Genomic DNA, 15,666 nt, shown 5'->3' on the forward strand with positions numbered 1-15,666 from the left:
GAAGGTGTGCATGACCATCGGGGACCTGATCCGCCTGTTGAGCGATGGCGAGTTCCACTCCGGCGAGCGGCTGGGCGAGCAGCTGGGCGTCTCGCGGGCGGCCGTGTGGAAGCAGTTACAGAAACTGGAATCCCTGGGCATCCCCCTGGAGGCGGTGAAGGGCCAGGGATACCGCCTGGCCGAGCGCCTGGAGCTGCTCGACGGCCGCGCCATCGTGGCGGGCCTCTCGCCCGCGTCCCGCCCCCACCTCGCGCGGCTGTTCGTCGAGGAGACCCTGCCCTCCAGCAACGCCTACCTGCGCGAGCGCTTCGCCCAGGGAGCCGGGCATGGCGAAGTCTGCCTGGTGGAGCAGCAGAGCGACGGGCGGGGCCGCCGGGGGCGCACCTGGGTCACGCCCTGGGGCCGCACCCTGATGCTGTCGATCGGCTGGCGGGTCGAGTCGGGCGTGGCCGCCCTGGAGGGGCTGAGCCTGGCGCTCGGCGTGGTGCTCGCCAGGGTGCTCGAGCGCCACGGCGCCAGGCCACGGCTCAAGTGGCCCAACGACGTGCTGCTGGAGGGCCCCGGCGGGGAGCTGGGCAAGCTGGCGGGCATCCTGGTCGAGATCAGCGGCGACGCCTCCGGCCCCTGCGAGGTCGTGGTCGGCATGGGCATCAACGTCGAGCTGCCCCCGACCTTTCGCGAGGGCATCGGCCAGGCCGTCGCCGCGGTCCACGACAAGGTGCCGGGCCTCTCGCGCAATGCCCTGGCCGTGGAGCTGCTGGACGAGCTGCTGCCGCTGCTGGTGAGCTTCGAGCAGCAGGGGTTCGCGGCCTGGCAGGAGGCCTGGAACGCACGACACGCCTTCGCCGGCTGCGAGGTGGACATCCTGCAGGGGGGCGAGCGCGAGCCGGCCGTCGCCGGCGACGTGGATGCCGCCGGCAACCTCTGGGTACGCCAGGGCGAGCGGGAGCGGCGGCTGGCCGGTGGTGAAATCAGCGTGCGGAGACGGGCATGATCCTCGACCTGGATATCGGCAACACCCTGTCGAAGTGGCGACTCAAGGATGCCGACAGCAGCGAGATCCGTTCACGCGGGGCGGTCTGGACCCGCGAAGAGTGGCGACCGGGCGCCGATATCCCCGACCTCGACGTGGTCGAGGCGGTGCGCATCTCCAGCGTGGCGCGCAAGGCCGTCCTGCAGGAGACCGTGGGCCTGCTGCGCCGCCGGGTCGGCACCGTCCACGTGGCCCGCTCCACCCACGAGGCGCTGGGCGTCTCCAACGGCTACGAGGAGCCGGGCAAGCTCGGGGTGGATCGCTGGATGGGGGCCCTGGCGGGCTACCAGCTGGCGGGGGGTTGCTGCGCGGTTGATTGCGGCAGCGCCATCACGGTGGACTTCGTGCTGCCCGGCGGCCGGCATCTCGGGGGCTACATCATCCCGGGGCTGCGCCTGATGAAGGAGAGCCTCAAGCTCGGCACCCGCAACGTGGCCATCGACCCGGACAGCGAGGCGGAGGAGCTGCTCGAGCCGGGCCGGCGCACCGTGGAGGCGGTCAACCACGGCATCTACATGGCGGCGGTCAGTGCGGTCAATCGCATCTACAGCGAGGTGTGCGACCAGCAGGACGTCGCGCTGCCGATGCTGCTGACCGGCGGCGATGCCCGGGTGGTGTCGCGGGGGATCCAGGTGCCCCATGCGGTCTGGCCGGACATGGTCTACGGTGGGCTCGAGGCCTGCTTCCCGCTGACGGCGGCCGAGCGGGCGGGGCGCCTGTCAGGGGCGCCACGGGTCCCCTCGCCCGTCGCGATGGAAAAGATACGTGCCGCCCTTGCATTCTCGATGCTGCTTTGACAAAATGCGCCGCGTTCCGGGAAGGCGGGTCGGCACGCGTGTCACGCCCGATCAAGATCCTGTTAAAACAGAGACTTGACACCGGAAGCAGAGGCGGTAGAATGCACCGCCAGTTGGAGGGGTTCCCGAGTGGCCAAAGGGAGCAGACTGTAAATCTGCCGCGAAAGCTTCGAAGGTTCGAATCCTTCCCCCTCCACCAGTTTCAGCCGCTCCCGATGCGTCGGTTGCCGGCAGCAAGAGTGGGTCGGCGGGCATAGTTCAATGGTAGAACCTCAGCCTTCCAAGCTGATGATGCGGGTTCGATCCCCGCTGCCCGCTCCAGGTATCACGCGCTGATACCATCAGTTGTGCTCATGTAGCTCAGGGGTAGAGCACACCCTTGGTAAGGGTGAGGTCGACGGTTCAAATCCGTCCATGAGCTCCATATCGAGAAGGCGAGCCGCGGCTCGCCTTCTCTTTTTCTTCTCCGGGGCCATGTCGTGCCGGGAAGGGGTTGCCAGGCGACAGGGCTTTCGCTATCATGGCGCCCGCTGTCGTGCAGGCCGCCTGCAAAGGGTGGTCGCGGAAGCAGATACAGGCCAGTAGCTCAATTGGCAGAGCAGCGGTCTCCAAAACCGCAGGTTGGGGGTTCGATTCCCTCCTGGCCTGCCAGTCTTCCCCAGGCTGGCGAGATCTCATATACTTTCATGTTTCGATTGCCGCACCCTGAGGAGTCTCGTTTTCATGAAGCATAACGCCGAGGTGCAGGAGTCGCGCCACGACGGACTCAAGTGGGCGGTTATCGTCACTTTGCTGGTCCTTGCCGTGGTCGGCAATACCTATTTTGCCGATCAGGCACTTCTCTATCGTGTGCTCGGTGTCGTCGCGCTCAGCGTGGCGGCGGCACTGGTGGCGCTGACCACGGCCAAGGGTCGTGATCTGCTCGAGCTCGCCAGGAGTGCGAAGAAGGAAATTCAGCGCGTCGTCTGGCCGACACGGCCCGAGACCATTCAGACCACCGCCATCGTGCTGGTGGCCGTGCTCGTGGTCGGGCTGATGCTCTGGCTCATCGACACCCTTCTTGGCTGGGCGATGTCCGGCGTCATCGGTTAGGAGTTTTCATGTCCAAGCGTTGGTATGTCGTCCACGCCTACTCCGGCTTCGAGAAGCATGTCATGCGCTCGCTCATCGAGCGCGTGAAGATGTATGGCATGGAGGACCGCTTCGGCGAGATCCTGGTGCCGACCGAAGAAGTCGTCGAGGTGCGTGACGGCAAGCGCCGCAAGAGCGAGCGCAAGTTCTATCCCGGCTACGTGCTGGTCGAGATGGAGATGGATGACGAGACCTGGCACCTGGTCAACGAGACCCCGCGTGTCATGGGGTTCATCGGCGGCACCAAGGAGAAGCCGGCCCCCATCACTCAGCGCGAGGCGGACGCGATCCTCAGCCGGGTGAAGGACGGTACCGACAAGCCGCGGCCCAAGACGGTGTTCGAGCCGGGGCAGTCGGTCCGCGTCATCGACGGGCCCTTCGCCGACTTCAACGGGGTCGTCGAGGAGGTCAATTACGACAAGAGCCGCGTCCAGGTCAGCGTGCTCATCTTCGGTCGTTCCACGCCCGTCGAGCTGGAGTTTGCCCAGGTCGAGAAGGAGTAACCTTCCGGCCGCACTGTTTTCGTGGCGGCCACCCGCGGGTGGCCGTGTAACCCGGGGAGCCGAAAGGCGCTACTACCCAACTGGAGTCCATCATGGCCAAGAAAGTACAGGCTTACATCAAGCTGCAGGTCGCAGCTGGCAAGGCCAACCCGAGTCCCCCCGTGGGTCCCGCGCTGGGTCAGCACGGTGTCAACATCATGGAGTTCTGCAAGGCCTTCAACGCCGCGACCCAGGACATCGAGCCGGGTCTGCCGACGCCCGTGGTCATCACCGTCTATTCCGACCGCAGCTTCACCTTCATCACCAAGACCCCGCCCGCGGCGGTCCTGCTGAAGAAGGCGGCTGGCATCAAGTCTGGCTCCGGCGAGCCGAACAAGAAGAAGGTCGGTACCGTGACCCGCGAGCAGCTCGAGGAGATCGCCAAGACCAAGGAGCCCGATCTGACGGCTGCCGACCTCGACGCCGCGGTGCGTACCATTGCCGGTAGCGCCCGCAGCATGGGCCTGAACGTGGAGGGTCTCTGATCATGGCCAAGCTTACCAAGCGCGCACAGCAGATTCGCGAGAAGGTTGACGCCAACAAGGCCTACTCCCTCGACGAGGCCGTGGCCCTGCTCTCCGAGCTGTCCACCGTCAAGTTCAAGGAGTCCCTGGACGTCGCCATCAACCTGGGCGTCGACCCGCGGAAATCCGACCAGGTCGTGCGTGGCGCCACCGTCATGCCCAACGGTACCGGCAAGGACGTGCGTGTCGCCGTCTTTACCCAGGGTGCCAACGCCGATGCCGCCAAGGAAGCCGGTGCCGACATCGTCGGCATGGACGACCTGGCCGAGCAGGTCAAGAAGGGCCAGCTGGACTTCGACGTGGTCATTGCCTCGCCGGACGCCATGCGCGTCGTCGGCCAGCTGGGCCAGATCCTCGGTCCGCGCGGCCTGATGCCGAACCCCAAGGTCGGCACCGTGACTCCGGACGTGGCCACCGCGGTCAAGAACGCCAAGGCCGGTCAGGTGCGCTTCCGTACCGACAAGAACGGCATCATCCATACCACTCTGGGCAAGGTCGACTTCGACGCTGCCGCCATCCAGGGCAACCTGGAGGCGCTGGTCGCCGACCTGAAGAAGCTCAAGCCGAGCACGTCCAAGGGTATCTATCTGAAGAAGGTCACCCTGTCCACCACCATGGGCCCGGGTCTGACCATCGATCATTCCGCCCTGGTCTGACCGGGCGGCGATCGAGACGATTGCAGGAACTTTGCGGTCCCCGTGCCGGGCTATCCTCGCCGGCGGGGCACCGTCAAAGACCGCAGGCGCCGCTCCTCCCCGGAAGAGCGGCTTAATCTTCCCCCGGGAAGGCCTGCGCAGATGGTGTGGCCGCCAGATCTCTGGTGAGCACCATCACCCAGGACTCCCGACCTCCGGTCGGGAGAGATGGTAACCACCGGAATCCTCTCGCGAGGTTCCGGCACGAAGGAGTGATCACTGTGCCACTAGCACTCGAAGGCAAGAAGGCAATCGTTGCCGAGGTCAGTGAAGCGGCCAAGGATGCACTCTCCGTCGTAGTTGCCGATTCTCGCGGCGTCGCGGTCAGCGCGATGACCGACCTGCGCAAGCAGGCCCGCGAGAATGGCGTGCAGATCCGTGTTGTCCGCAACACCCTGGCACGCCGCGCCCTGTCTGGAACTCCCTGGGAGATTCTGGACGAGACCTTCTCCGGTCCGACCATGCTGGCTTTCTCCTACGAGCATCCGGGCGCTGCCGCCCGCCTGTTCAAGGAGTTCGCCAAGGGTCAGAAGGAGTTCGAGGTCAAGGCGCTGGCCTACGAAGGCGAGCTGATCCCGGCAAGCGACATCGACCGTCTGGCAACCCTGCCGACCTACGATGAGGCGATCGCCAAGCTGATGTCCGTCATGAAGGAAGCTTCTGCCGGCAAGCTGGTCCGTACCCTTGCGGCGCTGCGCGACCAGAAGCAGGAAGAGGCCGCCTGAACGGCAAACTCTTGCGCTCAGCCTGAATCGAACATTGAATCCCCGAGCCATCGCGATGCCGAGGCTCCCGCAAAGTTAGGAATCTAGACAATGGCACTGACCAAAGAAGACATCATCAACGCCGTCGCCGACATGTCCGTGATGGAAGTGGCCGAGCTGATCGAGGCCATGGAAGAGAAGTTCGGTGTCTCTGCCGCCGCTGCCGTCGTGGCCGGCCCGGGTGGCGGCGAAGCCGCCGTCGAGGAAGAGCAGACCGAATTCGACCTGGTGCTGACCGGCGCTGGCGACAAGAAGGTCAACGTGATCAAGGCCGTCCGCGAGATCACCGGCCTGGGCCTGAAGGAAGCCAAGGGTGCCGTCGACGGCGCACCGGCGACCATCAAGGAAGCCATGTCCAAGGACGACGCCGAAGCAGCGAAGAAGAAGCTGGAAGAAGCCGGCGCGAGCGTGGAGCTCAAGTAACCCTTGTGCCCATGGCTTCACGCGCTGCGTAAGCTTCCACGGCTGGTGGCGGGACACCCGCTGCCGGCCTTTTTCTGTTGTCACTAGACGGTTGCCCTCGGGCCACCGCTAGCCGAATTCCGACGGCGAGCCTCCTGGTGGAGGCTTGCCGTCAGCGCCTGACGGAGCCGTACCCGTCGGGTGACGCCGACACGCATCGGTCACCCATGGTGAACAAGCTGGGGAATACAGATGGCTTACTCATACACTGAGAAAAAACGCATCCGCAAGGATTTCGGCAAACTGCCCCAAGTGATGGATGTGCCTTACCTGCTGGCCATCCAGCTTGATTCCTACTACGAGTTTCTCCAGCAGGATCGCTCACCCGAAGAACGCATGGAGATCGGCCTGCACGCCGCCTTCAAGTCGGTCTTCCCGATCGCGAGCTTCTCCGGCAATGCTGCCCTGGAGTATGTCAGCTACCGTTTCGGCACTCCGGCCTTCGACGTCAAGGAGTGCCAGCTGCGTGGCGTCACCTATTCGGCCCCCCTGCGCGTCAAGGTCCGCCTGATCATCTACGACAAGGATTCGTCGAACAAGGCGATCAAGGACATCAAGGAGCAGGAAGTCTACATGGGGGAGATCCCCCTGATGACCGAGAACGGTACCTTCGTCATCAACGGTACCGAGCGGGTCATCGTCTCCCAGCTGCACCGCTCCCCGGGCGTGTTCTTCGACCATGACAAGGGCAAGAGCCACTCCTCCGGCAAGCTGCTCTATTCCGCCCGCGTGATTCCCTACCGCGGCTCCTGGCTCGACTTCGAGTTCGACCCCAAGGACAGCGTCTTCGTGCGCATCGACCGTCGCCGCAAGCTGCCGGCCACGGTGCTGCTGCGCGCCCTGGGCATGAGCGCCGAGGAGATCCTCGCCGAGTTCTTCGAGTTCAGCACCTTCCACATCGAGAAGTCCGGCTTCTCCGTGGAGCTGGTGCCGTCGCGCCTGCGCGGCGAGACCGCCACCTTCGACATCAAGGATGGCGAGGGCAACGTGATCGTCGAGGAGGGCCGCCGGGTCACCCAGAAGCACATCCGCCAGCTGGACAAGGCCGGCCTCGAGCGCCTCGACGTGCCGATGGACTACCTCTTCGGCAAGACCCTGGCCAAGGATCAGGTCGACCCGAACACCGGCGAGCTGATCTGCCCCTGCAACGCCGAGATCACCCCGGAGCTGCTGGAGAAGCTCGGCCAGGCCGGCATCACCACCCTCGAGACCCTCTACACCAACGATCTCGACTGTGGTCCCTTCATCTCCGACACCCTCAAGCTGGACACCACCGGGTCCCGCCTCGAGGCGCTGGTCGAGATCTACCGCATGATGCGCCCCGGCGAGCCGCCCACCAAGGAGGCCGCCGAGACGCTGTTCAACAACCTGTTCTTCAGCGAGGACCGCTACGACCTGTCGGGCGTGGGTCGCATGAAGTTCAACCGTCGCCTGCGTCGCGACAGCGACACCGGTTCCGGCGTCCTCGACCAGGGCGACATCCTCGACGTGCTGCGCGAGATGATCGCCATCCGTAACGGCTTCGGCGACGTCGACGACATCGACCACCTGGGCAACCGGCGCATCCGCTGCGTCGGCGAGATGGCCGAGAACCAGTTCCGCGTGGGCCTGGTGCGCGTCGAGCGCGCCGTCAAGGAGCGCCTCTCCATGGCGGAGAGCGAGGGCCTGATGCCCCAGGACCTGATCAACGCCAAGCCCGTCGCGGCGGCGGTCAAGGAGTTCTTCGGGTCCAGCCAGCTTTCGCAGTTCATGGACCAGAACAACCCGCTCTCCGAGGTCACCCACAAGCGCCGCGTCTCCGCGCTCGGCCCGGGCGGCCTGACCCGAGAGCGGGCCGGCTTCGAGGTGCGTGACGTTCACGCCACCCACTACGGCCGCCTCTGCCCGATCGAGACGCCGGAAGGCCCGAACATCGGGCTGATCAACTCGCTGGCCACCTACAGCCACACCAACAGCTACGGCTTCCTCGAGACGCCGTACCGCAAGGTCGTGGACAGCCAGGTGACCGACGACGTGGTGCACCTCTCGGCCATCGAAGAGGGCGACTTCGTCATCGCCCAGGCCTCCGCGACCGTGGACGAGTCCGGCAAGCTGGTCGACGACCTGGTGCAGGTCCGCCATCGCGGCGAGACCACCTTCATGCGTCCCGAGCAGGTGACCCTGATGGACGTGTCGCCGCGCCAGGTGGTCTCCGTGGCCGCGGCCCTGATCCCGTTCCTCGAGCACGATGACGCCAACCGCGCCCTGATGGGGGCAAACATGCAGCGCCAGGCGGTGCCGACCCTGCGTGCCGACAAGCCCCTGGTGGGCACCGGCATGGAGCGCTTCGTCGCCCGCGACTCCGGTGTCTGCGAGGTGGCCCGTCGTGGCGGGGTGATCGACTCGGTCGACGCCAAGCGCATCGTGGTGCGGGTCAGCGAGGACGAGATCATCGGCGGCGAGGCCGGCGTCGACATCTACAACCTGACCAAGTACCTGCGCTCGAACCAGAACACCTGCCAGAACCAGCGCCCGATCGTGCGCCCGGGTGACCGGGTGAGCCGCGGCGACATCCTGGCGGACGGTCCCTCCGTGGACATGGGCGACCTGGCCCTGGGCCAGAACATGCGCATCGCCTTCATGCCCTGGAACGGCTACAACTTCGAGGACTCCATCCTGCTCTCCGAGCGGGCGGTCCAGGAAGATCGCTTCACCACCATCCACATCCAGGAGCTGACCTGCGTCTCCCGCGACACCAAGCTGGGGCCGGAGGAGATCACCTCCGACATCCCCAATGTCGGCGAGTCGGCGCTCGGCAAGCTGGACGAGGCCGGGGTGGTCTACATCGGGGCCGAGGTCGGCGCCGGCGACATCCTGGTCGGCAAGGTCACGCCCAAGGGCGAGACCCAGCTGACGCCGGAAGAGAAGCTGCTGCGCGCGATCTTCGGCGAGAAGGCCTCCGACGTGAAGGACACCTCCCTGCGTGCCCCCACCGGCATGAAGGGCACCGTCATCGACGTTCAGGTCTTCACCCGTGACGGCGTGGAGAAGGACTCGCGGGCGCTGTCCATCGAGCAGATGCAGCTCGACGAGGTCCGCAAGGACCTGCAGGAGACCTACCGCATCGCCGAGGACGCCACCTTCGAGCGTCTGAAGCGCACCCTCTCCGGCCAGGTCGTCAATGGCGGTCCGAAGCTGAAGAAGGGCGACGTGCTCTCCGACAGCTACCTCGAGGAGCTGCCGCGTCAGCAGTGGTTCAAGCTGCGCATGCAGGACGAGACCTTCAACGAGCTGCTGGCCCAGGCCGACGAACAGCTCGAGAATCGTCGCAAGGAGATGGACGAGCGGTTCGAGGACAAGAAGCGCAAGCTGACCCAGGGCGACGACCTGGCGCCGGGCGTGCTGAAGATCGTCAAGGTCTACCTGGCGATCAAGCGCCGCCTGCAGCCGGGCGACAAGATGGCCGGCCGTCACGGCAACAAGGGCGTCATCTCCGCGATCATGCCGATCGAGGACATGCCCTTCGACGACAACGGCGAGCCCATCGACGTGGTGCTCAACCCGCTGGGCGTGCCGTCGCGGATGAACGTCGGTCAGATCCTCGAGACCCACCTGGGCATGGCCGCGCGCGGCCTCGGGGTCAAGATCGAGCACATGCTGCGCGACGCCCGGGAGCAGCAGGTCGGCCAGATCCGCGAGTTCCTGGGTCAGGTCTACAACGCCAGCGAGGGAACCCGCGTCGAGGACATCGACTCGCTCTCCGACGACGAGGTGATCGCCCTGGCGAAGAACCTCAAGGGCGGCGTACCGATGGCCACGCCGGTGTTCGACGGTGCCCAGGAGGGCGAGATCAAGCACCTGCTGCGCCTCGCCGACCTGCCGGATTCCGGCCAGATGACGCTCTACGACGGGCGTACCGGCGATGCCTTCGACCGTCCGGTGACGGTGGGCTACATGTACATGCTCAAGCTGAACCACCTGGTGGATGACAAGATGCACGCGCGTTCCACCGGCTCCTACTCGCTGGTCACCCAGCAGCCGCTGGGCGGCAAGGCGCAGTTCGGGGGCCAGCGTTTCGGGGAGATGGAGGTCTGGGCCCTGGAGGCCTACGGCGCGGCCTACACGCTCCAGGAGATGCTCACCGTCAAGTCCGACGACGTGGAGGGTCGCACCAAGATGTACAAGAGCATCGTGGACGGCGACCACACCATGCAGGCGGGCATGCCGGAATCCTTCAACGTGCTGGTGAAGGAAATCCGCTCGCTGGGCATCGATATCGAGCTGGAGAGCTGAGGCTGCACCGCCTGCGCTTCACAGAATGACGGTCCGCGGGGGCGGCAACGCCCCCGCCCATGACAACTCCGCAACGGAGCCGACCCCATGAAAGATTTGGTGAAAGTCCTCAAATCGCAGTCTCAGTCCGAAGAGTTCGACGCGATCAAGATCACGCTGGCGTCGCCGGACATGATTCGCTCCTGGTCCTACGGCGAGGTCAAGAAGCCGGAGACCATCAACTACCGCACCTTCAAGCCGGAGCGGGACGGCCTGTTCTGCGCCAAGATCTTCGGTCCGGTGAAGGACTACGAGTGCCTGTGCGGCAAGTACAAGCGCATGAAGCACCGCGGCATCATCTGCGAGAAGTGCGGCGTCGAGGTCACCAAGGCCGCGGTGCGCCGCGAGCGGATGGGCCACATCGAGCTGGCGAGCCCGGTCGCCCACATCTGGTTCCTCAAGTCGCTGCCGTCCCGCATCGGCATGTTCCTGGACATGACCCTGCGTGACATCGAGCGGGTGCTCTACTTCGAGAGCTTCATGGTCATCGATCCGGGCATGACCACCCTCGAGCGCGGCCAGCTGCTCAACGACGAGCAGTACTTCGAGGCCCTCGAGGAGTTCGGTGACGACTTCGACGCCCGCATGGGCGCCGAGGCGGTCCAGGCGCTGCTCAAGGACATCGATCTCGAGGAGGAGATCGGTCGCCTGCGCGAGGAGATCCCGCAGACCAACTCCGAGACCAAGATCAAGAAGCTCTCCAAGCGGCTCAAGCTGCTCGAGGCCTTCCAGGGCTCGGGCAACGATCCGGCGTGGATGGTCATGGAGGTGCTGCCGGTGCTGCCGCCGGACCTGCGCCCGCTCGTCCCGCTGGACGGCGGCCGCTTCGCGACCTCCGATCTCAACGACCTCTATCGTCGCGTGATCAACCGCAACAACCGCCTCAAGCGGCTGCTCGACCTCAATGCGCCTGACATCATCGTGCGCAACGAGAAGCGCATGCTGCAGGAGTCGGTGGACGCGCTGCTCGACAACGGTCGTCGCGGCCGGGCCATCACCGGTTCCAACAAGCGCCCGCTGAAGTCGCTCGCCGACATGATCAAGGGCAAGCAGGGGCGTTTCCGCCAGAACCTGCTGGGCAAGCGCGTGGACTACTCCGGCCGCTCGGTCATCACCGTCGGCCCGACCCTGCGCCTGCACCAGTGCGGCCTGCCGAAGAAGATGGCGCTGGAGCTATTCAAGCCGTTCATCTACTCCAAGCTGCAGTCCCTGGGCTATGCCTCCACCATCAAGGCCGCCAAGAAGATGGTCGAGCGCGAGCTGCCGGAGGTGTGGGACATCCTCGCCGACGTCATCCGCGAGCACCCCGTGCTGCTCAACCGCGCTCCGACCCTGCACCGCCTCGGCATCCAGGCCTTCGAGCCGCTGCTGATCGAGGGCAAGGCGATCCAGCTGCACCCGCTGGTGTGTGCCGCCTACAACGCCGACTTCGACGGTGACCAGATGGCGGTCCACGTGCCGCTGACCCTGGAAGCCCAGCTCGAGGCCCGCGCGCTGATGATGGCCACCAACAACGTGCTGTCACCGGCCAACGGCGAGCCGATCATCGTGCCGTCCCAGGACGTGGTGCTGGGGCTGTACTACATGACTCGCGAGCGCATCAACGCCAAGGGCGAGGGTATGGTGTTCTCCGGCCTCGACGAGGTGGAGCGCGCCTTCGGCACCCAGAGCGTGTCGATGCACGCCCGCGTCAAGGTGCGCCTGGACGAGGTCGAGTTCGACGAGGAGACCGGCGAGGAGCGCCATCAGCGTCGCATCTACGACACCACCGTCGGCCGTGCGCTGCTGTTCCGCATCCTCCCCGACGGCGTGCCCTTCGAGCTGGTCGACCAGCCGATGAAGAAGAAGGCCATCTCCAGGCTGATCAACGAGGTCTATCGCCGCGCCGGCCTCAAGCCGACGGTGATCTTCGCCGACCAGCTGATGTACACCGGTTTCCGCCTGGCCACCTGGTCCGGCGCCTCCATCGGCGTCAACGACTTCGTCATCCCGGACGAGAAAGCCGAGATCGTCGAGGCGGCCGAGGACGAGGTGAAGGAGATCGAGGACCAGTTCTCCTCCGGTCTCGTCACCGCTGGCGAGAAGTACAACAAGGTCATCGATATCTGGGCCCGGGCCAACGACCAGGTGGCCAAGGCGATGATGACCGGGATCTCCAAGGAGACCGTGGTGGACCGCGAGGGCAAGGAGGTCGAGCAGGACTCCTTCAATAGCGTCTTCATCATGGCCGACTCCGGCGCCCGGGGTAGTGCCGCCCAGATCCGCCAGCTGGCGGGCATGCGCGGCCTGATGGCCAAGCCGGACGGCTCGATCATCGAGACGCCGATCGTCGCGAACTTCCGCGAGGGCCTGAACGTCCTGCAGTACTTCATCTCGACCCACGGCGCGCGGAAGGGCCTGGCGGACACGGCACTCAAGACCGCCAACTCCGGTTACCTGACCCGTCGCCTGGTCGACGTGGCCCAGGACATGGTCATCACCGAGCCGGACTGCGGCACCGAGAAGGGCCTGACCCTGCACCCGGTGATCGAGGGCGGCGACATCATCGTCTCCCTGGCCCAGCGCGTGCTCGGCCGTGTGGTCGCCCAGGACGTGGTGGACCCGGCCAGCGAGGACGTGCTGATCCCGCGCGGCACCCTGCTCGACGAGGCCTGGTGTGCCGAACTCGACACCATGGGCGTCGACGAGATCGTGGTGCGCTCGACCATCACCTGCCAGACCGCCCACGGCGTCTGCTCGGCCTGCTACGGCCGTGACCTGGCGCGCGGTCACCAGGTGAACATCGGCGAGTCCGTGGGCGTCATCGCCGCCCAGTCCATCGGCGAGCCGGGCACCCAGCTGACCATGCGGACTTTCCACATCGGCGGGGCGGCCTCTCGTGCCTCCGCGGTGGACAGCGTCCAGGTCAAGCACGGCGGCAAGGTGCGCCTGCACAACATCAAGCACGTCGAGCGCAGCGACGGCAAGCTGGTGGTGGTCTCCCGCTCCAGCGCCCTGGCCGTCGCCGACGACCACGGCCGCGAGCGCGAGTACTACAAGCTCCCCTACGGGGCCGAGCTGGACGTCCGCGATGGCGACAGCGTCGAGGCCGGCCAGTCCGTGGCCAAGTGGGATCCGCACACCCACCCGATCATTGCCGAGGCCGAGGGCCAGGTGCAGTACGCCGACCTCGACGAGGGCGTCACCATGCACCGCAGCGTGGACGAGATGACCGGTCTCTCCTCCATCGAGGTGATCGAGTCGGCGGCACGTCCCATGGCGGGCCGTGATAAGCGTCCGCTGATCATGCTGACCGACGCGGCCGGCAAGTCGGTCACCGTCACCGGTTCCGACACCCCGGTGCAGTACCCGCTGCCCGGCAAGGCCATCATCACCGTCGACAACGGCGCGCACATCGGCATCGGCGAGGTCGTCGCCCGCATCCCGGTCGAGGCCACCGGCAACAAGGACATCACCGGCGGTCTGCCGCGTGTCGCCGACCTGTTCGAGGCGCGCAAGCCGAAGGAGCCGGCCATCCTCGCCGAGATCAGCGGCGTGATCAGCTTCGGCAAGGAGACCAAGGGCAAGCGTCGTCTGACGATCACCCCGGAAGACGGCGATCCCTTCGAGATGCTGATCCCGAAGTGGCGCCAGATCGCGGTGTTCGAGGGCGAGTCGGTCGAGAAGGGCGAGGTGATCTCGGACGGCCCGAGCAACCCGCACGACATCCTGCGCCTGCTGGGCATCGCCGAGCTGGCCAAGTACATCACCGCCGAGGTGCAGGACGTCTACCGCCTGCAGGGCGTGGGCATCAACGACAAGCACATCGAGGTGATCGTGCGTCAGATGCTGCGCAAGGTGGAGATCACCGATGCCGGCGACAGCGACTTCATCCCGGGCGACCAGGCCGAGCTGGTCCGCGTGCTCGAGCAGAACGCCCGGCTGGAGCAGGAAGAGAAGTTCCCGGCCAAGTACCAGCGGCTGCTGCTGGGTATCACCAAGGCGAGCCTCGCCACCGAGTCGTTCATCTCCGCGGCCTCCTTCCAGGAGACCACGCGGGTGCTGACCGAGGCGGCGGTGACCGGCAAGCGTGACTACCTGCGTGGCCTCAAGGAGAACGTGGTGGTGGGGCGCCTGATCCCGGCCGGTACCGGCCTCACCCACCACGCGGAGCGTCGCCGCAAGCGTGAAGACGCCGAGCGGATGCTCCACCCGTCGGCCTACGACGTCGAGCAGGAGCTGGGCGCCCAGCTCACCGCGCTGGACTCGGACGACGACGAGATCTGACGCCCGCGTCCCTGCCCGCGCCTTCCCCGGAAGGCGCGGGCTTGACGACGCGCCCCGTCAGCCATTAGAATGCGCAGCCTTTAACAGTGGGGCGGGTGCGCCCGCACCTGCTGGAAAAGGCAAGGCAACCCATTGGAGTCAGCTACACACCATGGCAACGATCAATCAGCTCGTGCGCAAGCCGCGCAAGCGCCAGGCCGCCAAGAGCGACGTGCCTGCGCTGCAGGCCTGCCCGCAGAAGCGCGGCGTCTGCACCCGCGTCTACACCACCACCCCGAAGAAGCCGAACTCCGCACTGCGTAAGGTGTGCCGTGTTCGCCTGACCAACGGCTACGAGGTCTCCTCGTACATCGGCGGTGAAGGCCACAACCTCCAGGAGCACTCCGTGGTCCTGATCCGTGGCGGTCGTGTGAAGGACCTTCCCGGTGTGCGTTATCACACCGTGCGCGGCGCCCTGGACACCTCCGGCGTGCAGAACCGCAAGCAGGGCCGTTCCAAGTACGGCACCAAGCGTCCGAAGGTCTGACCGGCCTCGTACGCAGCAGTCACCCCATTTTGACCACGGTCTGATAAGAGTAAGGTCGAGCGCTGCCGTCGGCAGGAGTCTCGGGTTTACCTGAAGGATCCTTTGATGAGGGCTTATCATGCCTAGAAGAAGAGTTGCGGCCAAGCGCGAGATCCTGCCGGATCCCAAGTTCGGAAGTGAGCGCCTGGCGAAGTTCATGAACCACCTGATGATCGGCGGCAAGAAGTCCGTAGCTGAGCGCATCGTCTACGGTGCGCTGGACAGGGTTGCCGAGCGCAGCAAGGAAGAGCCGCTGGAGATCTTCGACAAGGCGCTGGAAGCCATCCAGCCCATGGTCGAGGTCAAGTCCCGCCGCGTCGGCGGCGCGACCTATCAGGTGCCCGTGGAAGTTCGCCCCTCGCGCCGTCATGCGCTGGCCATGCGCTGGCTGGTCGATGCGGCCCGTCGCCGTGGCGAGAAGACCATGGTACTGCGCCTCGCCGGCGAGATGCTCGATGCCGCCGAAGGCAAGGGCTCGGCCGTCAAGAAGCGTGAAGACGTGCATCGTATGGCAGAAGCCAACAAGGCCTTCTCTCACTACCGCTTCTAAGTGCGCCGTTTCCAGCGCATCGCCAA

Annotated in this window: 12 protein-coding genes and 4 tRNA genes; all 16 read left to right on the forward strand. The window is 65.8% G+C overall.

From position 1 onward, the window contains the following. The first annotated feature begins 10 nt into the window (after window positions 1-10). Window positions 11-994 (forward strand): biotin--[acetyl-CoA-carboxylase] ligase, encoded by a 984-nt coding sequence (locus BOX17_RS08960; RefSeq protein WP_071943750.1) that lies wholly within the window; start codon window positions 11-13, stop codon window positions 992-994. Continuing rightward, window positions 991-1,830 (forward strand): type III pantothenate kinase, encoded by an 840-nt coding sequence (locus tag BOX17_RS08965; RefSeq protein ID WP_071943752.1) that lies wholly within the window; start codon window positions 991-993, stop codon window positions 1,828-1,830. Before BOX17_RS08960 ends, BOX17_RS08965 begins: the two co-directional genes overlap by 4 nt. A gap of 115 nt (window positions 1,831-1,945) precedes the next feature. Beyond that, window positions 1,946-2,029, forward strand: a tRNA-Tyr gene (locus tag BOX17_RS08970). Between the two features lie 48 nt (window positions 2,030-2,077). Further along, a tRNA-Gly gene (locus tag BOX17_RS08975) sits at window positions 2,078-2,151 on the forward strand. 28 nt (window positions 2,152-2,179) lie between these two features. Beyond that, a tRNA-Thr gene (locus BOX17_RS08980) sits at window positions 2,180-2,254 on the forward strand. A gap of 151 nt (window positions 2,255-2,405) precedes the next feature. After that, window positions 2,406-2,481: transfer RNA gene (locus tag BOX17_RS08985), tRNA-Trp, on the forward strand. A 72-nt stretch (window positions 2,482-2,553) separates the two neighbouring features. Further along, complete coding sequence (gene secE, locus BOX17_RS08990) at window positions 2,554-2,922, forward strand: preprotein translocase subunit SecE (RefSeq protein ID WP_071943755.1); 369 nt, start codon at window positions 2,554-2,556, stop codon at window positions 2,920-2,922. An 8-nt stretch (window positions 2,923-2,930) separates the two neighbouring features. Beyond that, window positions 2,931-3,464: a transcription termination/antitermination protein NusG gene (gene nusG, locus BOX17_RS08995; RefSeq protein ID WP_071943758.1), complete on the forward strand. Its 534-nt coding sequence runs from the start codon at window positions 2,931-2,933 to the stop codon at window positions 3,462-3,464. Between the two features lie 92 nt (window positions 3,465-3,556). Next, window positions 3,557-3,988, forward strand: a complete 432-nt coding sequence (gene rplK, locus BOX17_RS09000) for a 50S ribosomal protein L11 (protein ID WP_071943762.1) — start codon at window positions 3,557-3,559, stop codon at window positions 3,986-3,988. A gap of 2 nt (window positions 3,989-3,990) precedes the next feature. Next, window positions 3,991-4,683, forward strand: a complete 693-nt coding sequence (rplA, locus tag BOX17_RS09005) for a 50S ribosomal protein L1 (protein WP_071943765.1) — start codon at window positions 3,991-3,993, stop codon at window positions 4,681-4,683. A gap of 260 nt (window positions 4,684-4,943) precedes the next feature. Further along, window positions 4,944-5,447 carry a 50S ribosomal protein L10 gene (gene rplJ / locus BOX17_RS09010; RefSeq protein WP_071943769.1) on the forward strand — a complete coding sequence of 168 codons (504 nt, stop codon included), beginning with the start codon at window positions 4,944-4,946 and terminating at the stop codon, window positions 5,445-5,447. 90 nt (window positions 5,448-5,537) lie between these two features. Continuing rightward, window positions 5,538-5,909 (forward strand): 50S ribosomal protein L7/L12, encoded by a 372-nt coding sequence (gene rplL / locus BOX17_RS09015; RefSeq protein ID WP_071943773.1) that lies wholly within the window; start codon window positions 5,538-5,540, stop codon window positions 5,907-5,909. A 231-nt stretch (window positions 5,910-6,140) separates the two neighbouring features. Further along, window positions 6,141-10,220, forward strand: coding sequence for a DNA-directed RNA polymerase subunit beta (rpoB, locus tag BOX17_RS09020; RefSeq protein ID WP_071943777.1), 4,080 nt, complete (start codon window positions 6,141-6,143; stop codon window positions 10,218-10,220). Between the two features lie 87 nt (window positions 10,221-10,307). Beyond that, window positions 10,308-14,525 carry a DNA-directed RNA polymerase subunit beta' gene (gene rpoC, locus BOX17_RS09025; protein WP_071943780.1) on the forward strand — a complete coding sequence of 1,406 codons (4,218 nt, stop codon included), beginning with the start codon at window positions 10,308-10,310 and terminating at the stop codon, window positions 14,523-14,525. Between the two features lie 151 nt (window positions 14,526-14,676). Continuing rightward, entirely contained in the window at window positions 14,677-15,051 is a 375-nt protein-coding gene (gene rpsL, locus BOX17_RS09030; RefSeq protein ID WP_071943783.1) for a 30S ribosomal protein S12, read from the forward strand. A gap of 118 nt (window positions 15,052-15,169) precedes the next feature. Continuing rightward, window positions 15,170-15,640: a 30S ribosomal protein S7 gene (gene rpsG, locus BOX17_RS09035; protein ID WP_040183143.1), complete on the forward strand. Its 471-nt coding sequence runs from the start codon at window positions 15,170-15,172 to the stop codon at window positions 15,638-15,640. Window positions 15,641-15,666: the final 26 nt, after the last annotated feature.

The organism is Halomonas aestuarii (assembly GCF_001886615.1).
Taxonomy (GTDB): domain Bacteria; phylum Pseudomonadota; class Gammaproteobacteria; order Pseudomonadales; family Halomonadaceae; genus Halomonas; species Halomonas aestuarii.